The sequence below is a fragment of the Aminipila sp. genome, assembly GCF_032051575.1.
Classification (GTDB): Bacteria; Bacillota; Clostridia; order Peptostreptococcales; family Anaerovoracaceae; genus Aminipila.
In genome coordinates, this window is the sequence record NZ_DAMBYD010000010.1 from 1 (window position 1) to 26,464 (window position 26,464).

Sequence of the window (26,464 nt, forward strand, 5' to 3'; positions counted from 1 at the left end):
TGCTGGATCTCTCCATGGACAAAATAAACAAGGTGTTTGAAACTCCTGTCATGGATATAGACGGTAAGGCAATAAGGCCTGAGTCATGCACCATAAAGGGAGAGAATGTAGACTTCCGATATGAAAACAAGAAGGTAATAGATGATGTCTCCTTTGTAATACCCGAGGGTACTACGACTGCCATCGTGGGACCGTCAGGCGGAGGCAAGACAACCCTCACCAACCTCATGGCGCGCTTCTGGGATGTGGACAGCGGCAATATCACACTGGGAAATATGGATGTGCGTGATTACACTCTGGACAGTCTGCTTGCAAACTTCAGCATGGTATTTCAGAATGTGTATCTGTTTAACGACACCATTGCCAACAATATAAAATTCGGTAATCCAACCGCCACCATGGCAGAGGTGGCGGAAGCAGCTAAAAGGGCGTGCTGCCACGACTTCATCAGTGCCCTGCCTCAGGGATATGACACTGTCGTAGGTGAAGGAGGCGCAACCATTTCAGGCGGAGAAAAGCAGCGTATATCCATCGCCAGAGCTTTATTAAAGGATGCTCCCATTATTATTCTGGACGAGGCAACTGCAAATGTGGACCCGGAAAATGAATCACTGCTCCAGAACGCCATCTCACAGCTTACCAGAGGCAAGACCATCATCATGATTGCTCACAGGCTCAAGACGGTGCAGAATGCCGACCAGATACTGGTGCTGGATCAGGGTAAAATAATTCAGAGGGGCACTCATCAGGAATTGATGAAGTCCGGAGGTATCTATGCTGATTTTGTAAGCATGCGTGAAAAGTCCATCGGATGGAAATTAGGAGCATAAAAAATAATCATTATAAAGAGCCGATAACCGTGATTTTACTCATAGTTATCGGCTCTGCAATTTTGTGACCGGCACTGTTTATTCAATTATTTTATTGTATTTATTAGCCAGCTGTCCGCACGCAGCTTTAATCTTACTGCCATGGGAAATTCTCATTGTAACTTCAAGTCCGGCTCGTTCCAGTTGCTGCTTGAATGCAGCCATTTCATGTTTTGCAGGCTTTTTAATCTGCGTATTGCTTGTAGGATTATATTCAAGCAGATTGAGCATGACATTTTTTCCGCCGAACCACTTTACCAGTTGGCGCACATCAGAGGGCTTGTCATTTATTCCCTGCAAAAGCAAATACGCGAATACGACTTTCCGGTTGTGCCGTTCGGCATAAGACAATGCTCCATTGACAACATCGTTAATATCGTGTATGTGCATATTGGGAATAATACGGTTTCTTGCAGCCTGTGTTGCTGCGTGAAGGGATATGGTCAATTGAATTTTAAGATGTTCCTCACGCAATTTTTTCAGCTGTTCAGCCGGACCGACGGTTGATACAGTTATACCGTCTGTGGGAAAGTTCATACCGTTTCTGTCCCTCAGAATGTGAATTGCCTTTATAAAGTTGTTGTAGTTGAATAACGGCTCTCCCATACCCATAAAAACTATACGATTTACTTTTCGCCGCAGTAATACAACCTGCTGCACGATTTCTGACGGTGTAAGGTTACGCACAAAACCGTTCCGCCCGGACTCGCAGAAGATACAACCCACAGAACAACCGACTTGTGTACTCACACATGCTGTTCCGCCATCCCGCCGTTTAATAAAAACCGTTTCGATACACTTGCCATCTGACAGTTCAAAAACATATTTTTCGGTATCACAGTCCTTGTATACTGTTTTCAGCGACATAGTCATGTATTTCTTTTTTGGTGAATGCTTATATAGTGACGAGTATAAGGCTTTCGCTTCACTTTCGCCAATGACTTCCATTATTTCTTTGTAGGTAAATCTATATGGATCATTCCATATATCAATAGGAGTATATTTGTTTGATTTTTTCATTTTTTATTTCACTTCCTTATCAATTTCTCCGGTCGATTAATAATAAAAAAGCAATAAAAAATGCAGGTCTGTTCTCAACGTGAGCATTGACCTGCATATATAATGCGAGTAATAATACAACAAAACTAAGGCATAGTTTTATAAGCTATGTCTTAAAGTCACATGTTTGCTGTGCATACATTCACAAAACAGGCATGACAAGAGGCCCACGTTAAAATGGGAAACTGCTTTTTTATTGCCTTATTTTCTAATGCGAATGCTATGCAACATAAGTGACTACTCCTTTTTCTCTACAATTTAAAAATTATACACAAAAAATGATTAGTTGTCAACTTACGGCGGCAACCTCATGTCGCGAAAATCTATCGGCCGGAAATCAGGGGCATATGTACCGGTTTCTTAAATTAGTGCATGTCTTTTGTTATATTTGTCGAAATTTGTAACAAATCGATACCTTGTACAATATACTAAGGTGTAAAGCAATTTACAAATAAAATAGAAGGGCGCGCGGAAAATGGCTATACAATTATTTAAACTTGCAATTGATGCTGCAACTATAACTGATGTTGAAATCAATCCGGAAATTATAAGGTATTTCTACCTGTTAGAAGAAGTGGACAGAACAGACGATACTCTTGTTATCCCGGCAACTAAGTTTGTAGACGATGCCGGCGATATCATGACCGGTAATCTTACAACTGCTGTTGAAGACAATGGATATTATATGTTGTTTGTAAATGGTGTATTGCAGCAATCCAGTCTGTATACCGTTAGTGGTGACGGTTCTCAGGTTACTGTTACTGATGCGGAAACAATACCGGTACAAGCACCGATTACTCTGATTGTAACTAATTTTGCACCAATCTCTGATTCTGACACAACAGTAACAACTTAATTATCAAATTCGGGATGTGCTGTAATTGCACATTCCCTTTCTTATAATAAAATATGTAATTTTTTGAGGTGGTCACTATGATTGAAGATAGCATGCATTCCTTAAACCGGAAAAAAAATATATTAAAAGCAGATATCTATCAATATAATACTCTGTCCGACGGAGTCAAAAAAGTTTATACAAATGATGATGAATTAATCAAATATGGCAGCAGGGGCATTCTTGATCCCGATGATGTCTCCTATTACGAATTATTTATTAACGGAGTGCTGCAGCCGAGGGTTAATTATGAAATTCAAAAAGGCATTCTTACTCTTAAAACTGAGGATGTCCCTATAAAGGATTCTCCCATTATTATTTCCTTTATTATTTTTGAAGTACCCCCTCCTTCCTTCATAATTCCCGGCGGTTGTCCAGTCTGTGCAGACAATGCCGTCCAGAGGTTAAAGCCTGCTCAAAATATAATCTCAGGCCCTGTAAACGCAGCTGCTTATGAAATCAATACATGGAGGGTGGAAATAAGAATATCTGATCCAGATGTCAATACCATGTCTTGTGTTCTGATAAAATATCTTTTATTCATTGATTATATCAAATGTATAAAAGTCATCCATATTTCTCATGGAGCAGCAGAAATATCATGCGGTGAAATCCTCTGGAAAATTGATGTGCTGAGAAAATCAGATACCGCAGTTCTTGTGTTGGATATCACAGGCTGCTTCTGCCGGAACGAACCGGCTGATCTTGGTATTGCCTCAGGGGTTGGGTGTAAAATATGTTGGGTATAAAATATATTTATAGGAGTTTTATCTATGGGCGTTAATACAAAACTTATGAGTATCGTTTTTAATTTAGAAGATCCATTATTAACAAGAGAATATCCGTCTGATATTGTCTTGTTCCGAACCTTTACCACACTTCAGACAAATACACCTATATGGACACCCGATGCCGGTAAAAGCATTTATCTCACTGCACTGCAGTCTTCTGCTCCTGCCCCGATGGTTGTCCAGTTAAGCAGAGGAAATAATGACACCTTTATGTCGATAGCTCTTACCACTACTCTCGCCACCTATGGTCTAAGCTTTCCATCCCCGGTTGAATTTAATCCCGATGAGGTAATCTCCATTACAACAGGCAGTGCGGGAACAGTCAATATTACCCTTTTGGGCTATGAGCTTTGATGCATTAACATGCAACTAAAGGAGAGATATAATGGAACAAATATTGTTAACTATAAAGGAAAGCTCTGATGTAATCAATTATTACAGCTTGGGTATGCAACCTTCAAAGACAATTCTCTGGACACCGGAGCCTCAAAAAAGTATTTATCTCACCTCTGTTCAGGTATCCGGTCCGTTGGCAGCATCCATTTTATTCAGCGATGATGATATGAATTTTTTATCTCTGAGGATAACCCAGCCCTTTGGTACTGTAAGCCGGACCTTTCCTTCAGAATACAAGCTTACAGCCGGTAATCCTCTTATGATGAGTACTTCTGATGAAGAAATATCTTGTAATACTTCAGGTGCCGTAACCGCTGTTCAAGCTGCCTATAACGGCAGAAGTGATTTTACTAATGTTAATAATGCAATCGGACTTTCCAACGGGACGCTGGCTTCTCTGAACTCAGCCCTGCTTAATCAGACCCGCGGAAGACTTGTCCTGGGATACAGCCTGCTGCCGGCACAATACAAGTATTTAGAGATTGAACAGGTTATAATAAAATATTATTGCCGTCTTAACCTGACTCTTGCTGTAGGTGTCAGTTCCATGATTCTTTATTGGCGGCCGGATACCAATGTGGATTGGATTGAATTACAACAAATAAGTCTGTCTATCATAGGATCTGCAGACTATTTAACCAACCCTATAGAACATGATATCACCGATATGGTACGTGGAGCATCCGACCCTTGGGAGGTAATCAATAATTTACAAACATCCTTTGTCGGAACGCATACCGGTCTGGGTCTTGGAAACACCGTGCAGTTAGATGCTATAGAAATTGAAATATGTATGGCAGGTAAAAATCAGATTACGGTTTTCGGATACGAAGCTTAGATAAAATCAACTCTAAATTACAAAAAATAATTATTGACAAATTTTAAACAGTTTGATAAAGTGATAATTGAATTATCAATATTTCAATTATCACCTTACACTTTTTTCTGGAGGTTAAATAAATGTCCAAACCGGATCTCTCCATTGACCCGCGTATAATGGAGAGCGCAAAAAAAGAATTTCTTGCCCACGGGTTTGAAAAGGCTTCGTTGAAAGCAATATGTGAGGATGCGGGAGTTACCACAGGCGCGCTGTACAAAAGATATAAGGGAAAGGAAGAATTATTCTGTGCCGTAGCAGAGGAAACAGTTAATGCATTGAACGATTTTGTGGAAATGCGCAGTTCTGCTGATGTGAGCGAACTGACTGATGAGGCTCTCATAAAGGCATGGGAAATGGACGAAAGCATGCTGCCATGGCTTGAGTACCTGTACCGGTATCGCGACGGATTTATTCTTCTGATTTCATGTGCTGCAGGAACCAGATATGCCGATTTTCAGCATGACTTTGCAGAGACAATGGCAATTAAAACTCATGAATATTTTATGGAGGCAAAAAGGCGGGGTCTGACTCATGCGGATATCTCTATGGAAGAAATGCATATCCTGCTTTCCGCATTCTGGACGACAGTCTATGAGCCTTTCATTCATGGCTATACATGGGAGCAGATGGAAGCACATTCTGAAATTATCTGCAAGCTGTTTAACTGGGAGAAAGTATTGGGATTTAAAAGCTGAGATTTCTGACAAAAGCGAACAATATGGGTTTGTTCATGGCAAGTGAATAAGTACCCACTTCCCCATTCGGGGATTTTTATTTAACCTGTGGTTAGTTAAAACTAACGTCAAAGTGATAAATACAAAAATTCAATTTATATAAGGAAGGGCGACACACCTCTTTTTAACAGAGCGAATCTCTGCGGGACAGGAGGAATGTCCCCTCCACAATTTATAAAACAAGGAGGGTTATTTTGTTTAAAACAGTATTGGAATATACCGGTGAACACCGGAAAACTACTTATGCCGCCGTTGCGGCAATGCTTGCAGGAATGGTCATGCAGGTGCTTCCGTTCTGGTTTATCTACCAGATTATCCGGCCGCTGCTGATGCGCCAGCCCATTACATACGGGTATGTTATCTTCAATATTGCCGCAATTGCTGTATGCTCGGCACTGTATGCGGTGCTGTATATATGGGGGCTTTCTCTGTCTCATAATGCAGCCTACAACACTCTCAAAAACCTGCGTATATCTCTGCAGGGCAAGCTTGAAAACTTGCCTTTAGGTATCATTCAGGAAAAGGGTGTCGGTTCTATCAAAAAAATGTTTATCGACGACATTGAAACCATTGAACTGCCATTGGCTCACGCCATCCCGGAGGGAATTGCCAATATTACCATTCCCGTGCTGGTGTTCATCGGCATGTTTATCGCCGACTGGCGCATGGCGCTCTTAGCTTTAGCATCTCTTCCTTTCGGTATGCTGGCCATGATGATAATGTACAAAGCCGGCACCGGCAAGATGGATGACTACTACAAGTCGGCACAGAAGATGAACAAAACTATTGTAGAGTATATAAACGGCATGGAGGTAGTCAAGGTATTCAACAGGGACGGAGAATCCTACAAGCGCTATGAAAATGACGTTAAAAGCTATCGGGATTTCACTTTGGCGTGGTACAGGGTTTGCTGGCCGTGGATGGCGATTTATTACAGCATTGTACCCTGCGTGGCACTTTTTGTACTGCCTGTTGGATCATATTTTGTATTACAGGGATATTCCACTCTTCCAAATTTAGCATTGGCACTGTGCATGTCCTTCGGTATCAGTGCACCTCTTCTCAAGGTAATGAACTTTTTCCCCACCATGGTGCGTATTAACTATACAGTATCCAATCTGGAAAAGATGATGAGCGAGCCGCCTGTTCAGCAGTCCACAGCACCCTTTACAGGTAAGGATTACAGGATACAGTTCGAGGATGTGCGCTTTGCCTACAAGGAAGCTCAGGTGCTCCACGGAATTAATCTGAGCATACCGGAGGGCAGTCTGACGGCTCTGGTCGGAGAGTCAGGCAGCGGTAAAAGCACCCTTGCCAAGCTGCTGGTGCATTTTTACGATGTAACAGGCGGCGCTGTCAAAATAGGCGGGCAGGATATCCGCCGCATGAGTCTTGAATCCCTTAACAATCAAATTTCTTATGTGGCACAGGAGCAGTTTCTTTTCAACATAAGCCTTTTGGAAAATATCAGACTGGGTAAGCCGGATGCCACGGATGAGGAGGTTATGGCAGCCGCAGAAAAGGCACAGTGCGGCGAATTTTTAGCAAGACTGGAAAAGGGCATCTGCACCATGGCCGGTGACGGAGGCAAGCAGCTTTCAGGCGGTGAACGTCAGCGTATCTCTTTGGCTCGTGCCATACTGAAAAGTGCTCCCATTGTAGTTCTGGATGAAGCAACTGCATTTATGGACCCTGAGAATGAGGAAAAGATGAACGACGCCATTGCAGAGGTTATCCGGGGCAAGACGGTTATCGTTATCGCACACCGTCTTCATTCCATAGTGAATGCCGACCAGATTTGTGTTTTGGATGCAGGAAATTTAATGGCTGCCGGAACCCATGATGAATTGCTTGCAAACTGCCCGACCTATCAGAAGCTCTGGCAGGCTGCCGAGAGCAGTGCTCAGTGGAAGGTCAGCACAGAAGAAACCGAAGAGACTAAAGAGGAGGTGGAATCTATATGACAGCTTTAATGAAACGTATTTTTATGGCTTCCGGAAAATATAAGGGCAGAATTGCCTGGGCTTTTGTGTTTTCTTTTTTAAAGGGTATTTTGAAAAATATGCCCATAGCCTTGGCATTTTTTGCACTGGCGGCATTTTACAGCGGAACTGCCACGACCGAGATGTCTGTGCAGATTGGTATTGCTCTGGTTATTATTATACTGCTTCAGATTCTGTTCCAGAATATTGCAGACAGGCTGCAATCTGCGGCAGGCTACCTGCTTTTTGCCGACAAGCGCATGGAGCTGGGAGCTCATCTGAGGAAGATGCCCATGGGTTATTTTACGGAGGGCAACATCGGTAAAATCAGCTCTGTGCTGTCAACCGACATGGTGTTTATCGAGGAAAATTGCATGACTGTCCTTGCTGACATGATGAACTATATCTTTTCACAAATTATTCTGATTGTGTTTCTGTTTTTCTTCAACCCGTGGATCGGCATGGCGGGATTGGCTGTAACCTTTATGATTCTTCTGTTAGGAAGAGGATTAAAGAAAGAGGCTATTGAGGATTCCGCCATCAGGCAGGAGCAGCTTGGTATCCTGACTGATGCAGTTTTAGATTTTACAGAGGGCATCGGTATAATTAAGAGCTATAACATGCTGGGAGAGAAATCCAAAACCCTGACCGAAAGCTTTAAGGATGTTTGCCGAACCAGCATAGAATTTGAAGAAAATCATACTCCGTGGCAGCGCGGGCTTAATCTGATTTACAGTCTCGGTGTAGCCGCCGTGATTGCGCTTTCCGCATTCCTGTATTTTAAAGGGACTATGGATGTAACATACCTGATTGGTATAATGCTCTTTGTGTTTGACCTTTTCGGACCTCTTAAGGCATTGTACGGACAGAGTGCAAGGCTGACGGTTATGAACAGCTGTATGGACCGTATCGAGGAGGTTTTTGCACAGAAGGAGCTGCCGGACAAGGGTGTATATACCATTCCGGAAAATACTTCATCACCGGAGGTGCAGTTTGAAAATGTAAGCTTTGCATATGGAGAAAAAAACGTGTTGAACAATATATCCTTCAGTCTTGAAAAGAACCAAATGCTTGCTCTCGTAGGTCCGTCCGGCGGAGGAAAATCCACAATCGCAAGTCTGCTGGCACGCTTCTGGGACGTGAAATCCGGAAGGATTCTGTTGCGAGGTCAGGATGTGCGGAGTGTTCCGCTCAGTAATCTGATGGATCATATCAGCATGGTGTTCCAGCGGGTATATCTGTTTCAGGACACCATATACAACAACATCATTATGGGCAGACCAAGTGCCGGCCGTGAAGAAGTTATTGAGGCGGCTAAGAAAGCCCGTTGCTACGACTTTATCATGGCACTGCCTGATGGCTTTGAAACAGTTGTCGGCGAAGGCGGCGCAAGCCTTTCCGGAGGTGAGCAGCAGCGTATTTCAATTGCACGCTGTATTTTAAAGGACGCACCCATAGTAATCCTGGATGAAGCTACTGCCAGCGTGGATGCCGATAATGAAAGTTATATCCAGCAGGCAATAAGTGAGCTTTGTAAGGGTAAGACACTGCTTGTTATAGCCCACAGGCTGAATACTATCCGTCACGCCGACAAAATATTGGTCATAGCTGACGGAAGAATTGCAGAGCAGGGCACCCATGAGGAGCTGATGCAGTCAGGCGGCATCTACAATCACTTTGTAACCGCCAGAGAAAACAGCAAGGGGTGGAGCAGAAACAGGAGCAATAAGGCTGCTGTGAACACAGAAGGAGCATATCATGGATAATACAATTGCAGAAAAAGAGAAACAAAAACAGTTTATATTAACAGGGGGGCTATGGAAGGTAATGGTACAGCTTTCATGGCCCGCGGTGGTGGCTATGGTGCTGTACGGCTTCAACACCGTGCTGGACGCAATTTTTGTGGGGCAGTTCGTAAATGACACTGCCCTGGCAGGGGTATCCCTTGCTTATCCTCTTTCGCAGATAAGCGTTGCCTTTGGATCACTCATAGGTGTGGGTGCCGGCTCGGTGCTGAGCATTGCCATAGGTGCAAAGGACGTAAAAACTCAGAATAATCTGATGGGCGTGGTGAACCGCCTGTCTGTAATTTGTGCCATCCTCTACATGGCAGTTGCATTTACTTTTGCGGGACCTCTCATTGAAATGATGGGCGGGACGGGTGAAGCTCTTGATTATGGTGTCAGCTACTTCCGTATGTGCACAGCGGGCGCTTTTTTCTGGATTTACGGACTTGCGGGCAATATGATTATCCGTGCGGAGGGAAGGATGAAAACAGCAGCATGGATGATGGGTTCAGGCTTAATCGTCAATGCCGTATTCAACTATATTTTTATGGCAATTTTTGATATGGGCGTGGAGGGCGCAGCCTGGGGCACAAACGTGGGTATGTTTGTTTACACATTGATAGGATGGCTTTATTTCGGACGCGGAAAGGCTACATTCAAGGCAAAATTACTTTCATTTAAAGGCGACAAAAAGATAACAACCTCTATTTTGCGACTGGGCATGTCATCACTGATTATGTCTGTCATGAGTCTTATTCAGGGGCTGGTGGTGTTCAATGCACTTGCACGGTATGGCACAACAGCGGATATCGCCTTTTACGGAGTGGTTTACAGGATATTTCAATTCCTGCTGACTCCTATTTTTGGTCTGATGCGTGCACTCCAGCCTGTCATCGGCATCAATTACGGTGCAAAGCAATACGACAGGGTTATCAGCTCCTACAAGGTCTTTGCCGCCGCAGCTCTCTTGCTCACTCTTCCATTTTGGGTAATTTCCCTTTCAGCTCCGGGCTCCATACTTGGTATGATGCTGAAGGATCAGGCATTTACCAATACACAATTTGTATATTTCAGAATATACATGGCAATTCTGCCGGCACTGTCCTTCATTTTCATGGCAATGACATTGTTTCCGTCCGTTGACAAGGGCAAGCCCGCTATGATTATAGGTATGGCACGGCAGTTTGTATTTTATATCCCTGTGATGCTGCTTCTGCCCGGATTCATCGGCGTTGGCGGCGTATATTACGGCTCCCTGGCAATTGATGCTATTATCGTCCTGTGGACAATGATGATGGTTAAAAAGGAGTTTAACGGCTTAAGGGAAAGAAAGGATGTTACAGCGGGGGTATAACCTCCCGCTGTAACCGGTATTACAAATCGTATAGACAGTGTTTTTCAGGCTTTATTCCTTATTAAAAATATCAATATATCTTTTATAAACAAATATTTTCTTACGTTTACGATTGTCAAGATTATTTAATATTCCCTCTTCAAAAAGTCTTTCAAGCAAGCGTCCGCTTGTTGCAACACTCACATTTAATTTAGTTGCGGCTTCTTCAATACTAATGGTAGGTTTGTCAAATAAGCCTTCATAAATAATCATAGCATTCTCACTGGTACGTCCCATAGCATTTATCTTTTTCAAATCCTCTTCTCTGAGAGTAGTGATACTTCTTGCAATATCAACTGCTTCCTGAGCTGTTTCAATAACTCCGGTCAGAAAAAACTTTATCCAGGTCTCATAATCTCCTTTTGAATGAATACTGTAAAGACAATCATAATACGCTTGTTGATTGCGCTTGATGAATTTTGAAATATAAAGCGTTGGCTTGTGCAGAATATCATTTGCCGCTAAATAAAATGCAATCAAAAGCCTTCCAACTCTGCCATTACCGTCCAAGAACGGATGAATCATTTCAAATTGACTATGAATAAGTGCTGCTTTGACAAGTGGTGACATCATGTCATCCTCATGCATGAACTTTTCGAAATTATCTAAGCAGCCATTTAAGTAATCTGCTGAGGGTGGAATATAGCTTGCTGTACTTACAGAATATCCTCCAATCCAGTTCTGTGATCTTCTGAATTCTCCCAGTGTTTTATTTTCCCCTCTGACACCTTCCATAAGAATGCCATGTATTTCTCTGATAAGCCTTAAAGACAGCGGCAAGGTTTCCAACCTGTCAAATCCGTAAGTTGTAGCTTTTACATAGTTTTCAATCTCTTTTACATCATTAGGAACTTCATCCGCCATGCCCGCTTCTGCTTTTATCAGATCAGAAAAAGTTGCTTGTGTACCTTCAATTTGCGAAGACAAGGCTGCTTCCTTGCGTGCATACATATATACAAAATATCTGGGCGAAATGAGTGTATCTGTCACTTCATCAAGTCTTCCAATATATCTGTTTGCTTCAGATATTAAATAAATCATTTCATCATCATATTGTATTGATGGGTTTTGCGGCGGCATAGGTGCAGGTATAAAACAATTATACTCAGCATTGCCGCTTCCTGCTTTAATTTTTCGTCCTGCTCTGTTTTTCACAAAATCACTCCTCATTTTTAACTTCAAAATGATTATATATTATTTTTATTTGCATTTCAATAGTTGAATTGAAAATTAAATTAATTTATTTGCATTTTTATGCCCCAAATGAAAATACATAATTTTTATTTGCATTTATAACAAAAATCGGTTGAGCTGTAATTTTTCCAGCTCAACCGATATAAATTTACATAACAATTAAAAAGTATCACATTTCATTTCTGAACCACTTGCTTGGTCACAGCATAGTTGCTTGAAATACAGATAAAGTAATCATGAATTCTTGATTTGTTCTTTCTCGTCTTTCATTGTGGCAAAGAAATTGGCAATTATCGCTCCTGAAATATTATGCCATACACTGAATATTGCACCCGGGATTGTCGCCAGAGGGTACTGAGCAAATGCTGTTGCAGCCAAAGATGTTGCTAAACCCGAATTTTGCATACCAACTTCGATAGCTATTGTCTTTTGTTTTGATAAATTTAAACCTAATACTCTAGCTGTAAAGAAGCCTAATAAGTATCCAAAGCTGTTGTGTAATATTACAATTGCTATAATTAAAAGTCCGCTGGTCATTAATTTCGCTGAATTTAATGAAACTACAGTAGCAACTATGGCCACAATTGCCGTTACAGAAACAAGCGGTAGAATCTTAACTAACTTTTCCGTTATTTTTCCAAAGAACTTGTTGATTACAAAACCTAAAGCAATCGGTACAATTACAACCTGAACTATAGAAATAAACATGCTCATAACATCTACTTCTACAGTTGCTCCTATAAGAAGCTTAGTTATAAATGGGGTTAAAACCGGTGCAAATAAAGTTGAAAAGCTTGTTATTGTTACTGATAATGCCACATCACCTTTTGCTAAAAAAGTCATAACATTTGAAGATGTTCCGCCGGGACATGTACCTACCAGCACAACACCTACAGCTAATTCCGGCGGCAGATTAAATATTTTAACCAATGATAAAGCAATTAACGGCATAATGGCAAACTGTGCCACAAATCCTATCAATACTTCTAAAGGTCTGCTTAATACTAATTTAAAATCGTCTAATTTTAAAGTCAGTCCCATACCAAACATTACAATCATTAATAATGGATTAATATAGGATGCCTTTAACCAAGAAAATGTTGTCGGCACAAATAACGCTGCTGCAGCTATTACTATAACTATATATGCCATGTACTTCCCTACAAAATTACTTAATCTTTCTAATGCCTTCATTTTAATATCCTCTCCTATTAATATAATTTTAATTTCAATTTCTAAGACATTAACTATTTTTGACTTCTAATACTGCTCCCCTGTTTCCCGAAGTAACCAAAGCGGCATATCTTGATAAATAGCCTGTTGTAATTCTTGGCTCTCTCGGCTTCCACTCCGCTCTTCTTCTTTCTAATTCTTCATCTGTAACCACGAAATCTATTTTATTGCTATTTATATCAATTTTTATAATATCTCCTTCTTCAACCAAGGCTATATTTCCTCCTACCGCAGCTTCCGGTGAAACATGACCTATGGCTGCACCTCTTGTTGCTCCCGAGAAACGTCCGTCAGTTATAAGTGCAACGCTGCTTCCTAATCCTCTCCCCACAATTGCTGATGTAGGGCTCAGCATTTCTCTCATACCAGGTCCGCCCTTAGGTCCTTCGTAGCGAATGACAACAACATCTCCTGCCACAATCTTCCCTGAGTTGATTGCTTCAATCGCATCCTCTTCGCAATCAAACACTTTTGCAGGTCCTTCATGAACCATCATTTCAGGTGCGACGGCTGATCTTTTTACAACGCAGGAATCAGGAGCCAAGTTACCTTTCAATACGGCAATTCCGCCTATTTCGCTATAAGGATTTTCAATTGGTCTGATAACATCATGATTTTTATTAACACAGCCTTCAATATTTTCTGCTACTGTTTTTCCCGTGCAGGTTATTAAATCAGTTTTTAACAGGTCTTTTTTATTTAATTCATTCATAACTGCATAAACACCGCCGGCCTCATTTAAATCTTCAATATAAGTATGTCCTGCCGGCGCTAAGTGACAAAGATTTGGTGTTTTTGCACTGATTTCATTAGCTATATCAAGATTTAATTCTACTTTAGCTTCATGTGCTATAGCCGGTAAATGAAGCATGCTGTTTGTGCTGCAGCCTAATGCCATGTCTACTGCAAGCGCGTTGAGAAATGCATCCTCAGTCATTATGTCTCTGGGTTTTATATTATTTTTTATTAATTCCATGATCTGCATACCTGCGTGTTTTGCAAGTCTTATTCTTTCTGAATAAACAGCCGGGATTGTACCGTTTCCTTTTAACCCCATTCCTAAAGCTTCAGTGAGACAATTCATACTGTTTGCCGTATACATACCTGAACATGAACCGCATGTAGGACATGCTTTGTTTTCATATTCTTCTACCTCTTCCAATGTCATTTTTCCCGCATTATAAGCTCCGACTGCTTCAAACATACTTGAAAGACTTGTTTTCTCACCCTTTACTCTTCCGGCAAGCATCGGTCCGCCGCTTACGAATATAGCCGGAATATTAATTCTTGCAGCTGCCATTAATAAGCCCGGTACATTTTTATCACAATTCGGAACCATTACAAGACCGTCAAAAGCATGGGCCATTGACATTGCCTCTGTAGAATCTGTTATTAACTCTCTCGTAGCAAGTGAATATTTCATTCCTACATGTCCCATTGCGATACCGTCGCATACTGCTATGGCAGGAAATACCACCGGTGTTCCTCCGGCCATGGCAACTCCCATTTTTACCGCCTCAACAATTTTATCAAGGTTCATATGCCCGGGAACTATTTCATTGTATGAGCTTACAATACCTATTAAGGGTCTGTCCAGCTCCTCCTTGGTAAGTCCCAATGCATTAAACAATGAACGATGCGGTGCTTGCTGAACACCTTTTGTTACTGAATCACTTCTCATTTTTTTGTTTTCCTCCTGCTTTTAAGGTTGTTGCAATAAGCTAACCTTATTTTCTTTTAATATATATTCGGCAAAACTTGTATGATGTCTTTTTCAAAAAAATTCTTAATTTATATATTTCTCATTATAATCTATATAAAAATTGCTGTCAATACGCTAAAAAATAATTTTTTAACGAAAAGAGGTAGTACCTCTTCGTCAAAAAGACATACTACCTCTTCTTTACTTTATAACAAAAATATAATATAATAATAGTATAGAATTTTTCAAATACCGGAGATGATTATGATAGATAATTTTGTTCCCGTCTCAAGAATTATTGCAAATAGAATAAGTGATATGATTTTTATTGAAAAGAAATACGTGCCGGGTGATAAATTGCCCAGCGAAAAAATACTGTCGGATGAACTTGGCGTCAGCCGGACATCATTAAGAGAAGCAATTAAAATGCTTGTTGCAAACGGAGTATTGACAATTGAGAGAGGGCGCGGCACTTTTGTCACAGCTAACCCGAATTCTCAGAATGATCCCTTTGGAATATCTTACTTAGAAGATAAAAAAAAGTTAGTACTGAACTGGTTTGAAATGCGTCTGATGTTTGAACCCGCTGTAGTGAAACTGGCAATTGAAAGAGCAACCGAAAGCGATATTGAAGAAATCATAAAATATGAGCAGGAAGCATTTACAGAAGCTACAAATAACAGGCCTTTTCAAACAGCCGACCAGAAATTTCACGCAGCTATAGCAAAAGCAACGCATAATAATGTTATTGAATCAATGCTGCCGACGCTTGGAGCCGCTATAAAAGATGCTATAGATACCGCCTTTTATACCGGTAATTATAAGTTAGCTGTCGAAAACGCAATAATATATCACCGTATGATAGCCGACTTTATTAAAAACAGAGATGCTGACGGTGCTGCCTTAGCAATGTACTATCATATTAAAAGAGGGATGACTGATTTAAATTTATGATAACAGCCTTCGCCCCACGGTATACAAACCCAAGCCGTTTCATGAGGAAATCTCACAGGAAGAAAAAACATGGGCTTTTGGAGCCTTTTCTTTCTCCGTTTTTCTCAATTTTTCACTGGGCAATTTTTTATTAAATTATATAAGAAAAAGACATTTAGGTTTTGTGTTCTAAATGTCTTTTGTCTTCAAGCTGAGAGAGCTTCTTGGTATACTTATAATATTACAGAGAAAATTTCAAATTTGTATATTTTACTCCAAATCCACTTTCCTTGAAAAAATATAGTATTCTCATTTTTCCAAACATAAAAGACTTTTCCTTTATGAATTACCGCGGTTGCACCTTTAACGTTTCCTAAAGCTTCTATGTTCAGCATATCGCATTTCATGATTTTCTGTACATCATTTTTTGTTAACTCCAAATTGTAATACCTCACAAATTTTAATTTATCCGATCTTCACCCCATGAGACTAAAGTTTTACACCCTATATCCGCTATTTGCCAGATATCTGTAAATTCCTTACAGTTGAAAAAATGTCTTCAAAGGCATTTGAACCAAGATAATCCTCATTTTTCAAATCAATATCCGAAAATACTTCGTCTGTATCCAGTACCGTATAAATATGGAAGGTTTCATTTATAGTTTTTATAAAACCACTTCTGGATATATCACCCTCAGAAGCTTGAACCGCAGATACAGGTACTACTATGAGCAATAAGGCTAAAAATAAAACTGTAAGTTTCTTCATAACATTCTCCTTCCGGCTCATTTGTATAAATGAGCAAACATCCTGCGTCCAAGAGACAAATAAGCCTGTTCTCAGACTGCAAGTGATGTATTGTATAAACTATTATACCACTGTTTAATGCAAATTTAAAAAATTAATACAAAGTCCGGAGGATCTGCTTCATAAAATACTGATGCTGTCAGAATCCTCTGATATAAAGGAAGTGTGGATTCAGGGACAAAGAGTATTACAGCTTCTTTTTTGGTGACTTTTTATTAAAAAACTCTCTCAACACATTAAAAGCTTCCTTGTTGCGTTTTGTCTTCCATCCGGGAAAGGCCTTCATCAGACGTTTTAAACCGAAGATATCCGCTTCAAGGAGTTCTTTATTAAGTGATTTTTTCATCTCCTCCAGTACCTCTCTGCGTCTTTGTACCATATTGGTCCATTCAGACTCCATTTCCTGCTTCGTCTGCTCGATTTTTTCCTCAAGCTTTTCTTTTTCCTGATTTATTTTTTCTTCAATCAATTCCTTTTTAGCAACAAGAGTTATGGTACCTGCCGCCAGACTCTCTCCCAGTTCATCTGAGGATTTCTTAATTCTGGCAGACAGTTCTTCTATACGCTCCATCCTTCTGTTCAGCTTGAAAATCGTATTGACTGTTGCAATAATATCAACTATATAGGCAGCAGTAAAGACAATCATGATGATTAATACAGGCACATGAGGAATAATATCCACAAGCCTTGATATCATTGGATGAATGCTGTCCACAACGATGAGACATGCCAAACCCCACATCAGTGAAAAAAGAGGGCAGATATATCCTCCTATATTAAACGGCACCTCCGAATAATCCCACCATCTCTGCTTGAATATCTTCTCCAATATAAAGCCCGTAATAAGTTCAAGCAAGCTTGTTACAAATACCGATCCCAGAAACAACAAAAATGGATTTCCATGAATGGGTGACAGCAGCCCTACAACTGTAATAACCCCAAATCCATAAATCGGACAGTATGGTCCGTTCAGAAATCCTCTGTTTACAAATTTTCCTTCCTTCAAGGCAGCATACACAACCTCGGTACACCACCCTAAAAAGGCATATATAATAAAGTACAGATATATTTTAGTTAACATTTTTGCTGCTCCTTTTGAAATTTATCTATGCAACATTATACAGCTGCCATGCTTACTATATTCGATAATATTATACAGCTTTTGAGACATAAAAAACAGGACAATTTTATATATCCATAACAACTCATGGAAAAAACTTTTTCTCTCCTGCTCCATGAGGATTACAACGTGAGCCGGACAGTACCAGCCGTGAGACACAAATGTCGGCAATTTTTCAGAATCCTTCAAAAATATTCGGAATTTTACCTAAAGATCTGCGAAAATAGCAGGTGATAAAACAAAAAACGGAAAACATTCTGCCCGGCGACCTGTCAAAGTGAGATAGTCGGTGCAATGATTTATTTTTTCTTCCTTGCCAAATTATTTGTATCAATTGTATTTCGGAATACGTAAAAGCGGTCGTACAGGAATTCGAGGACAAAATTTGACAGCATGATAATTATTGTGACCAGGTACTCGTTCCAGAGCAAGGTGTCGGCCAGGTGGTTTCCCAGGAGAGTTGATGCCGGGGTGAACACGCAGTAGAAGCCGAAGGTTTTCAGCATGGCAGAGGATACATTGTCTGCAGAGCGAAATGTGTATCTGCGGTTTAAGGTGAAATTCCACAATACGGACATGACCAGTGCTATTAAATAGCACAACCAGTAACGCAAATTTGTCAGCTCATTGAGCAGGGAAAAAGCAGTTATCTCTATTACTCCTGCGGAAGCAGAGAAAAGTGCAAATTTAATACCGCGAACTACTTCTTTTTTTACAGTTTGATTTTTTGCAATTTCATTATATTCGTCATTGTATTCATCTTCTTTTTCAGGTACTGCGTTCATAATATCCTCCATTGACTGTTATTTCATATCCGGCAATATATTATTTTAAGAAAAATCTCATAAGCTTATCTCTCTTATGGGAGTATGGTCTGTAACGGATGGGGATGTCAAACCAGTTTGCTTTTTTTAAAATACTCCTGTAATGAGTAAATGTGTCAAAGCTCTTTTTCCCGTGATAGCTCCCCATGCCGGAGCTTCCCACACCTCCGAAGCCCATATGGGGAGTTGCAATGTGAACAATGGTGTCATTGATACATCCTCCTCCGAAGGAACACTTGTCGAGCACCTGTTTTTCAATGCGGGAATCCTTAGTAAACAGGTACAAAGCCAACGGCTTCGGTTGTTTTACGATATAGTCAATACATTCGTTGATATCCTCATAGGTGATAACGGGCAGAATCGGAGCGAATATTTCCTCCTGCATAATCGGAGAGTCCGGCTTTACATCATCCAGCAGCGTTGGCTGTATAAATCTGCGTGCTGTGTCTGTATTTCCGCCCTCAACAATTTTACCGCTGTCAAGCAGTCTTGTTATGCGTTCGAAATGCTTTTCGTTTATAATTGTGTTCATATCGTCCATTTCATGTCCGGGAAAAAATGTCTCCAAAGCATGCTTATAAAGAATTATAAATTCATCTTTTATTTCTCTGTGAATGAAAAGATAATCCGGAGCCACACAGGTCTGACCCGCATTCAGTACCTTGCCGAAGGCAATACGCTTTGCGGCAAGCTTCAAATCTGCCGTTTTGTCTACAATAACCGGGCTTTTTCCTCCAAGCTCCAGGGTCACAGGCGTAAGATTCCTTGCGGCATTTTCCATTACCTGACGACCTGCCGCCGGGCTTCCCGTAAAAAATATATAATCAAATTTTTCCTCCAGCAGCATGGTGTTTTCCTGTCTGCCTCCTTCTACAACGGCTATATATTCTTCGGGATAAACCGACCCGAGCATTTGTGCAATGGCATGGCTGGCAGCAGGAGCATATGCCGACGGCTTTACAACAGCCGTGCATCCTGCGGAAATGGCTCCGATAAGCGGCTCAAGACACAATTGTATCGGGTAGTTCCATGGAGCCATAATCAAAACAACCCCATAGGGCTGAGGTGATATAAACGATCTGGCAGGAAAATGAGACAGAGGTGTGGGAACCTTTTTATCCCTCATCCATCCGGACAAATGCTTAATATGGAAGCGCAGCTCCTCTAAGACTATTCCAACCTCTGTCATATACACTTCCGAAGGGCATTTGTTCATATCCTTTTTCATTGCTTCGTTAAATATATTTTCATTATCTTTTATGGCATCTTGTAATTTACGGAGCATTGATATCCTGAATTCAAAACTTCTTGTACCGCCCTCCCGAAAATATTCTCTTTGCCTTTCAACTAAGCTGTGAAAATTCATTTCCTGACACCTCAACCTTCGTATGTAAATATTTAAAGTTTTTCTTATTGCACTTGTAGAGTCTTTTGAACACCTGGTAGTTTCTTTCATATACTGCTCTTGTTTTTTCATCCGGTATAAAGGACTGCTCAACGGAAACATATTCCTTTACCGTCTCAAGCTTTTGGATAATTCCAAGACCTGTACCCATAACCGCCGCCGCACCTACTGAACCCACATTCTGTGGATTTGCGGTCACATCAACCCTGTGTCCCGTTATATCAGCCAGCATTTGTGCCGTAACGGGAGAAAGAGCTCCACCGCCTACAAACCGTATAGTATCAGAAACATCTATTTTTCCCTTCTGGCACTCAAGCATCCATTTCAGATGGTAGCATACACCCTCCACCACAGCACGTATAAGCTCAGTCTTGCCCGTATCGAGGGTAATGTTGAAAAATATCCCTGAAGCATCAGGGTCCTCAAAGGGACATCTGTTTCCGTGAAGCCACGGGGTAAAAACCACTCCCCCTGCTCCCGGTTCTATTTTACTTATGGTTTCCATCAGATAGTCGTACAGGCTTGTATACAGAGTTTCCTTGCTTTCAGCCACGTGTCTTTTTTCCAAATATATGTCTATTTCGTCCAGGGCAAGGTGATCCTTCACCCATTCGAGACACTTCCCTGCGGTTTCCATTTCCGCAAAATAGTTGTAATGCTCACTTTGCGCTCCGACAATCGCAGCAATCATTTTTGATACATCAACTTTTTGTCTGTCCACAATTGTCGACACCCATCCGGATGTTCCTAAGTATATGTGAGTATCTCCCGTCTCAACACAGCCTGCTCCTATTCCTATGAGAGAGGCATCGCCTCCGCCTCCGAACACAGGTATATCGTGTGCAAGACCCAATGCTTCGGATGCTCCCCGGGTAAGATATCCTGCTACGTCTGTTGATTTAATCACATCGGGAAGATGCTCCGGCCTGACTCCGTACATTTGGCAGAGTGTTTTGCTCCAGCCTCTTTTGACCTCTCTGGTATCATACAATAGCGTTGCAAATGCAGAATCCTCCGTCATTACAAATTTCCCGGTACATCTGCAAATGAGATATTCCTTTACATCCAGCCATTTATGAATTCTTTTGAAGTTTTGCGGCTCATTGCGCTCCACCCATTTATATTTCCAGACCGGATCCTTTACGCTAATGGAGGCAGCCCCCGTTATAATCAGACTTTTTACAAGCTTGAATACATTGGCTCCCGCGACCTGAATCCCATGTGAGATACCTTCCTTCATTTCCCTGACGGCACGCTGATCCATGTAGCTCATGGGGCTTCTGACAGCGGAGCCGCTTTCGTCAACCAATACAAGTCCCTGCATTTGCGAACAAAAAGATATACCCTTTATATCGGATGGTTTTACATCTGCAGAGTCAAACAGCTTCCTTGTGGTGGAGCACATGGCATTCCACCATTCATTTTCATCCTGCTCCGCCCCGCCATTTTCAACCATGTAAAGGCCGTATCCCTCATGCACGCCTGCTATGAGCTCTATTTTTTCACCTATGCCGAAAAGGCAGGTTTTAACACCGGTAGTTCCTATATCATAAGCAATTACATATATCATATCCATATCCTTTTCTTTGTGCTCATCACATCTGATCTCTATGAACAATCTCAGACCGGCTGAAGGTAAATGCAGATTCGATAAATTTCAACAGCTCTGAAACCATCATTTCATCATTATCAAAATCTTCCTTGCAATATACCCTTGCTCTTTCGGTATAATAATCACAGCAGTAGGAAAACTGCAGCATGGTCAGCAGATTATCAAAGAAAAATGCAAAGAGTCTCGGGTTAATATCCTTCCTTATGTCTCCATCCTTTATGGCTCTTTCGATAAATTCCGTATACACCCTTGCGGTCATGCTTTCTATCTCGGCAGCATACATGGACACATATTTCCTGCCGTTTTCCGAAGCAATCCTATTGTACATTTTGATATAAACACCGTATTCCCTTGAGTAGTCCTGCACCGCACGTATCATTCTTTCAGCCCGCACTAAAAGCTTATCGTTGCTTTGTGTTACCTCATTCAATACGGATTTCAGTATATCGAGGCTTTTTCTCAGGCAGGCATGGAAAAATTCTTCCTTATTTTCATAATATTTATAAAGAACTCCGACGCTTATCCCTGCCTTTTTTGCAATTGTGTTGACATTTGCGCCCTCCGGTCCCTTTTCGGCAAATTCCGCTATTCCGGTTTCAAGCAGTTCTGAAAGTTTTTCCTCTGTCAGTTTTTTTAACATATTTAACCTCGTTGTTCTTTCATCTTAGAATATTTATTTTTATAGACAAATCGTTGTATATGGGCATCCATAGTACTTAAATAATCTGTTTTGTTTATCGCCGCAGCATACAAATCGGCAGCACATCCCTTCCTCAGAATCATGGCGACCGCTTTTGCGTCGCTTTCGGTTTTTCCTGTGCAAAGAGCACCTTCATTCTCTAACAAAACAGCATTTTTGTTCCTTAATTCCTTTGCTATAGCCCTTGGATTCAGCAGGACGTTTTTTACTGTCCTTATATTCACACCCACGATCTGCACAAGGTCATCCATAAAGGGTCTTAACTCCCGTCCGCTGCTGCTGACTTCCACTATCTCATCGTCAGTTGAATGTATAATATAAAGAGCATTGCAGGATTTATAAATTTCGGCATGAAGGACTGCTGCCTCAGGTGCCGCTTCCGGCAGTTTTTCTATCAGATATTCTGAAGATTTGCCGTTGCATTGAAGAATAAACTTGTTTCCTTCACGGCAGCTGCTTCCGTAATCGCGGATTCGCTCCGCATTTTTTATATTTTTACCGCTTTTATTTTTGCCGCATGACTGCTCATATATATCCTTTGACATTTTTTCGAGAGTCTGTGCAATTTCAAAAGAATTATCAAGATCCTCGCCCATGCAGATTGTTCCGTGATACTTCATCAAGACAGCCTTACACCCGGGATTGACGCGAAGTGAATTGACAACATTTCTCCGCAGCTTCCCCGTGGATGACATCCCATAAGCCGCACATGGGACAATATCTCCTAATATCTGTTTATACTCATCATTGACCGGCACAATGTCTTTCCCCTCAATACTGAGGACAGAGGCCATCTGCTGATGTGTATGAATTATATAATTTATATCCGGGCGCAGACTGTAGGTGTCCGCATGTATTCCCTTTTCGCTGGAGGGCTTTATATCTCCCTCATAGGAACAATCGGCAATATTGACCTCCACTATCTGCTCAGTTGTAAGTGTTTCATACGCAAGACCGCTGGGGGTTATGACAAATTTGTCGTCGGAAATACGGGCGCTGATATTGCCCCATGTCCTTGCAATAAGACCGCTTTCCGCCAATATTTTTCCTCCGCGTATCACAAGCTCTTTTGCTTCTTCAATTGAATACTTCATAATTGACTCCATTCCTTACACTGTCAGGATAAATCCAAAGGTCCGCATTTGGATAAAACACGGTCAAACCTTGACAACACATCGTCTATCATTTCCTCCGTGTATGCGGCACTTGTATACAATCTTGAACCGGCTAATGTTACAATTCCTTCTGCCATATATGCGGCTCCCATGTGCTCCATTTCCTTCTGACGTATACTTGTTTCCTTTAAAATATCAGGTATCTTCCACGGTCTTTTCCAATCCACGGAAAAATGCATGGTTCCCGCATTATCCAGGTGACAAATCGAGCCCTGATTAAATGCCACAAAGGGCAGCTCATATTTCCTGATTATTTCCTGCAAGCCCTCAGTCAGGCGGTCTCCCATGCGTCCCGCAGCCTCACAGGCATTTGTTCTTTCAATTTCGCACAGAGTGTAATAGCCTGCTACGCAGGATATGGGTGTTGCCGCCATTGTACCTCCGCACATAGCCTTGGGGATTTTCTTGCCGGACGAATCAAGACCTGCGCCTAAATGAGCCATACAGTCCTTGTGTCCGCCCACACCTCCTGCACCGGGATAGCCTCCCGCAATTATCTTTCCGAAAACCGTCAGATCCGGGTCTACGCCAAAATATCCCTGAGCGCCGCTCGGTCCGATACGAAAGCCTGTCACAACCTCGTCAAAAATCAAAAGTGCCCCATACTGATGCGCCAATCTTTCCGCTCCCTGTATAAACTCCCTGGAAACAGGACGAGTACCGCTCTCCGGTCCCATGGGCTCAATATATACCGCTGCGGTTCCGCCGTACAGCTTATTTTTTCTCAGCTTTCTTTCAAGGTCATCCAGATCATTTGGGAAAAATTCGTCCGTGTGCTTGAATACGAAGTTCGGCACACCCTTTGACATCATACCCTTGGTGCCGGGTACACGCATACCATAGGCAAGCTGATCAGACCATCCGTGATAAGCTCCTCCCATTTTCAAAATATTCTTCTTTCCCGTTTTCAACCGGGCAATACGCGCCGCACACATACATGCTTCCGTTCCCGAGCCCAGCATACGGAACATATCCACAGAAGGCACCATCTCAGATATTTTTTTGGCAAGCTTGTATTCATATTCATGAAAAAGACCGGTCGAGGGTCCGCATGTATTTAAAAGTTCGATTACCTGTTCTCTGACAGCATCCGGATTACTCCCTAAAATTGTAGGTCCTCCTGCCTGCAGCAGATCATAATACCAGTTTCCGTCGGCATCGTACAGTCTAGCTCCCTCCGCCTTGGTTATAACGATGGGAAAGGGATAATTAAATGCAAGATTGTGCTGCACACCTCCGGGTATTATCTGCCTGGCTTCATCAATCATTGCCTTAGATTCAGTGCATTTTTTATTGAAATAGTTTTCGACGTAATCATGCAAAAATGTTTTCCGAATCGAATACACGGGCTTTTGAATCAACTCATCAAGCTGCTTGGTAACCTTTTCCGCATCAAGGTAATTATTAATTGCAAATCCATTGTAAGCCAATTTTTACACCTCCATCCTCGTGAATTATAATTCACGTCTTACGTACATTATATGCTGACATATATTTCTTGTCAAGGAATAAAACCCTTACCATTGGCATAATCTGAAAATCCTCACCTGTTTTAAAAAAGAGTCTTTGTTTTGCCTTAACGAAAAAGATAATTCCCATTTTGAATAAAATATTGATTTTGGGAAATAGAAAGTATATAATATAATTGAGGTGATAAATATGAAGTTAATTGATAGGCAAGATTATCTTAATAAACTTATAAATGTAATTGGTACACCTGATATTAAAGTTATTACCGGTGTTCGGCGTAGTGGAAAGTCAAAACTATTAGAGGCTTTTAAAGAATATATCTTGGATAATATATCCGATGCCAATATTATTCAAATAAACTTTAACCTTACAAGGTTTGAAGAATTGAAAGAGTATCACGCATTGGAAAATTACATTGAATATGCTTACGAAAAAGAAAAGGAAAATTTCATATTTATTGATGAAGTACAGATGTGTCCTCAGTTTGAATTGACAATCAACAGCCTGCATGCTATGGAGAAATATGATATATACATCACCGGTTCAAATGCCTTTTTATTGAGTTCTGATCTGGCAACACTCTTTACAGGAAGGACCTTTGATATAAAGGTATATCCGTTTTCATTTAAAGAATTTGTGCAATATTATTCATTAACAGATTTAGATTCTGCTTTTGACCGATATATCAAAGAGGGTGGTATGGCAGGTTCTTACTTGTATAAAGAGCCTGAAGCTAAATTCGATTATATTGCAGATGTTTTTGATACTCTCATCGTGCGAGATATTCGTCAGAAATATAAAATCAGGAACACTGTCCTGATGGATAGAATATCAGAATTCTTGATGGATAATGTTTCCAATCTGACGTCAGCAAGAAATATTGCAGATTCTCTCACTAAAAATAAAGAGAAAATCAATCATAAGACTGTGGGAAGCTATCTGGAATACTTGTGTAATGCTTTTGCTTTTTACAAGTTCAGACGATATGACATCAGAGGTAAAAGATATCTTTCCTCTAACGATAAATTTTATTTGAGCGATCACACTTTCCGTTATGCGAAACTTGGTACAAAGAACTTGGATTATGGTCGTGTACTTGAAAACATTGTCGCTATTGAACTTCTGCGCAAAGGGTATGAAGTCTATATTGGTGTTCTTTATAAGAAAGAGATTGACTTTGTAGCAGTAAAAAGAAACGAGAAAATATATATTCAGGTTTCAGATAATATTAGTGATGAAAAGACTTTTGAACGAGAAGTAAGTCCTTTGTTAAAAATAAAAGATGCTTACCCTAAGATGCTGATAGCAAGAACACGACATGAAGAATATCAGTACGAGGGTATAAAGATTATTGATATTGCCGCTTGGCTGATGCAGAAATAAATTGCAGGCATTAATACATTTAACTGCTGATGGTTCACAAATGGCTTGCGGGGATTGACCTTTAACATTTATCTGATTGTGATTACAATTATACTTTCTTAAATCATTTTAAGGTCCGTC

Annotated in this window: 24 protein-coding genes; 11 read left to right on the forward strand and 13 right to left on the reverse strand. The window is 41.0% G+C overall.

Translation table 11 applies throughout. The features are described 5' to 3' along the window. The coding region (locus RTW14_RS13700; RefSeq protein ID WP_312652359.1) for an ABC transporter ATP-binding protein at nucleotides 1-830 on the forward strand (830 nt) is incomplete at its 5' end. A gap of 78 nt (nucleotides 831-908) precedes the next feature. On the opposite strand, the gene rlmN is transcribed toward RTW14_RS13700, so the two are convergent. Further along, the gene (gene rlmN / locus RTW14_RS13705) at nucleotides 909-1,889 is read right to left on the reverse strand and encodes a 23S rRNA (adenine(2503)-C(2))-methyltransferase RlmN (RefSeq protein WP_312652361.1); all 981 of its coding nucleotides are present in this window, start codon (nucleotides 1,887-1,889) and stop codon (nucleotides 909-911) included. A gap of 514 nt (nucleotides 1,890-2,403) precedes the next feature. Here rlmN and RTW14_RS13710 point away from each other — a divergent pair. From RTW14_RS13710 to RTW14_RS13745, 8 genes are all read left to right on the forward strand, one after another. Continuing rightward, nucleotides 2,404-2,784, forward strand: a complete 381-nt coding sequence (locus RTW14_RS13710; RefSeq protein WP_312652363.1) for a DUF4183 domain-containing protein — start codon at nucleotides 2,404-2,406, stop codon at nucleotides 2,782-2,784. 77 nt (nucleotides 2,785-2,861) lie between these two features. Further along, nucleotides 2,862-3,572: a DUF4183 domain-containing protein gene (locus tag RTW14_RS13715; protein ID WP_312652365.1), complete on the forward strand. Its 711-nt coding sequence runs from the start codon at nucleotides 2,862-2,864 to the stop codon at nucleotides 3,570-3,572. 24 nt (nucleotides 3,573-3,596) lie between these two features. Beyond that, a complete protein-coding gene (locus RTW14_RS13720; RefSeq protein ID WP_312652368.1) occupies nucleotides 3,597-3,968 on the forward strand; it encodes a hypothetical protein in 372 nt (123 codons plus the stop codon). A gap of 31 nt (nucleotides 3,969-3,999) precedes the next feature. Beyond that, the gene (locus tag RTW14_RS13725; RefSeq protein ID WP_312652370.1) at nucleotides 4,000-4,848 is read left to right on the forward strand and encodes a hypothetical protein; all 849 of its coding nucleotides are present in this window, start codon (nucleotides 4,000-4,002) and stop codon (nucleotides 4,846-4,848) included. Nucleotides 4,849-4,970: 122 nt separating this feature from the next. Beyond that, nucleotides 4,971-5,585, forward strand: a complete 615-nt coding sequence (locus tag RTW14_RS13730) for a TetR/AcrR family transcriptional regulator (RefSeq protein WP_312652372.1) — start codon at nucleotides 4,971-4,973, stop codon at nucleotides 5,583-5,585. Between the two features lie 233 nt (nucleotides 5,586-5,818). Continuing rightward, nucleotides 5,819-7,588 carry an ABC transporter ATP-binding protein gene (locus tag RTW14_RS13735; protein WP_312652374.1) on the forward strand — a complete coding sequence of 590 codons (1,770 nt, stop codon included), beginning with the start codon at nucleotides 5,819-5,821 and terminating at the stop codon, nucleotides 7,586-7,588. Next, nucleotides 7,585-9,372 carry an ABC transporter ATP-binding protein gene (locus RTW14_RS13740; protein ID WP_312652376.1) on the forward strand — a complete coding sequence of 596 codons (1,788 nt, stop codon included), beginning with the start codon at nucleotides 7,585-7,587 and terminating at the stop codon, nucleotides 9,370-9,372. Before RTW14_RS13735 ends, RTW14_RS13740 begins: the two co-directional genes overlap by 4 nt. Beyond that, nucleotides 9,365-10,747, forward strand: a complete 1,383-nt coding sequence (locus RTW14_RS13745) for an MATE family efflux transporter (RefSeq protein ID WP_312652379.1) — start codon at nucleotides 9,365-9,367, stop codon at nucleotides 10,745-10,747. The genes RTW14_RS13740 and RTW14_RS13745 overlap by 8 nt, the downstream gene beginning before the upstream one ends. 51 nt (nucleotides 10,748-10,798) lie before the next feature. Here RTW14_RS13745 and RTW14_RS13750 read toward each other — a convergent pair whose 3' ends face one another. The 3 genes from RTW14_RS13750 to ilvD form a co-directional block, all read right to left on the reverse strand. Continuing rightward, nucleotides 10,799-11,941, reverse strand: coding sequence for a Fic family protein (locus tag RTW14_RS13750; RefSeq protein ID WP_312652381.1), 1,143 nt, complete (start codon nucleotides 11,939-11,941; stop codon nucleotides 10,799-10,801). Between the two features lie 273 nt (nucleotides 11,942-12,214). Then, entirely contained in the window at nucleotides 12,215-13,174 is a 960-nt protein-coding gene (locus tag RTW14_RS13755) for a bile acid:sodium symporter family protein (protein ID WP_312652383.1), read from the reverse strand. Between the two features lie 49 nt (nucleotides 13,175-13,223). Continuing rightward, nucleotides 13,224-14,894: a dihydroxy-acid dehydratase gene (ilvD, locus tag RTW14_RS13760; RefSeq protein ID WP_312652385.1), complete on the reverse strand. Its 1,671-nt coding sequence runs from the start codon at nucleotides 14,892-14,894 to the stop codon at nucleotides 13,224-13,226. Nucleotides 14,895-15,179: 285 nt separating this feature from the next. Between ilvD and RTW14_RS13765 the strand changes: the two genes are divergently transcribed. Then, nucleotides 15,180-15,869 (forward strand): FadR/GntR family transcriptional regulator, encoded by a 690-nt coding sequence (locus RTW14_RS13765; protein WP_312652387.1) that lies wholly within the window; start codon nucleotides 15,180-15,182, stop codon nucleotides 15,867-15,869. Between the two features lie 212 nt (nucleotides 15,870-16,081). Here the strand turns inward: RTW14_RS13765 and RTW14_RS13770 are convergent, their stop codons facing one another. The 9 genes from RTW14_RS13770 to RTW14_RS13810 all read right to left on the reverse strand — a co-directional run bounded on the left by RTW14_RS13770 (nucleotide 16,082) and on the right by RTW14_RS13810 (nucleotide 24,921). After that, nucleotides 16,082-16,288 carry a hypothetical protein gene (locus tag RTW14_RS13770; protein WP_312652389.1) on the reverse strand — a complete coding sequence of 69 codons (207 nt, stop codon included), beginning with the start codon at nucleotides 16,286-16,288 and terminating at the stop codon, nucleotides 16,082-16,084. A 73-nt stretch (nucleotides 16,289-16,361) separates the two neighbouring features. Next, nucleotides 16,362-16,616 (reverse strand): hypothetical protein, encoded by a 255-nt coding sequence (locus tag RTW14_RS13775; RefSeq protein ID WP_312652391.1) that lies wholly within the window; start codon nucleotides 16,614-16,616, stop codon nucleotides 16,362-16,364. Nucleotides 16,617-16,842: 226 nt separating this feature from the next. Next, nucleotides 16,843-17,736 (reverse strand): putative ABC transporter permease, encoded by an 894-nt coding sequence (locus tag RTW14_RS13780; protein ID WP_312652393.1) that lies wholly within the window; start codon nucleotides 17,734-17,736, stop codon nucleotides 16,843-16,845. A gap of 338 nt (nucleotides 17,737-18,074) precedes the next feature. After that, nucleotides 18,075-18,560, reverse strand: coding sequence for a GtrA family protein (locus RTW14_RS13785; RefSeq protein ID WP_312652395.1), 486 nt, complete (start codon nucleotides 18,558-18,560; stop codon nucleotides 18,075-18,077). Nucleotides 18,561-18,600: 40 nt separating this feature from the next. After that, nucleotides 18,601-19,965, reverse strand: a complete 1,365-nt coding sequence (locus tag RTW14_RS13790; RefSeq protein WP_312652397.1) for an aldehyde dehydrogenase — start codon at nucleotides 19,963-19,965, stop codon at nucleotides 18,601-18,603. After that, a complete protein-coding gene (locus RTW14_RS13795) occupies nucleotides 19,943-21,574 on the reverse strand; it encodes a xylulokinase (RefSeq protein ID WP_312652399.1) in 1,632 nt (543 codons plus the stop codon). The genes RTW14_RS13790 and RTW14_RS13795 overlap by 23 nt, the downstream gene beginning before the upstream one ends. A gap of 25 nt (nucleotides 21,575-21,599) precedes the next feature. Then, nucleotides 21,600-22,256, reverse strand: a complete 657-nt coding sequence (locus RTW14_RS13800) for a TetR/AcrR family transcriptional regulator (RefSeq protein WP_312652401.1) — start codon at nucleotides 22,254-22,256, stop codon at nucleotides 21,600-21,602. 2 nt (nucleotides 22,257-22,258) lie between these two features. Next, the gene (locus RTW14_RS13805; protein WP_312652403.1) at nucleotides 22,259-23,422 is read right to left on the reverse strand and encodes a class II aldolase/adducin family protein; all 1,164 of its coding nucleotides are present in this window, start codon (nucleotides 23,420-23,422) and stop codon (nucleotides 22,259-22,261) included. Nucleotides 23,423-23,433: 11 nt separating this feature from the next. Beyond that, nucleotides 23,434-24,921 carry an aspartate aminotransferase family protein gene (locus RTW14_RS13810; RefSeq protein WP_312652405.1) on the reverse strand — a complete coding sequence of 496 codons (1,488 nt, stop codon included), beginning with the start codon at nucleotides 24,919-24,921 and terminating at the stop codon, nucleotides 23,434-23,436. A gap of 229 nt (nucleotides 24,922-25,150) precedes the next feature. On the opposite strand from RTW14_RS13810, the gene RTW14_RS13815 reads away from it, so the two are divergent. Then, nucleotides 25,151-26,344, forward strand: a complete 1,194-nt coding sequence (locus RTW14_RS13815) for an ATP-binding protein (RefSeq protein ID WP_312652407.1) — start codon at nucleotides 25,151-25,153, stop codon at nucleotides 26,342-26,344. Nucleotides 26,345-26,464 lie beyond the last annotated feature (120 nt).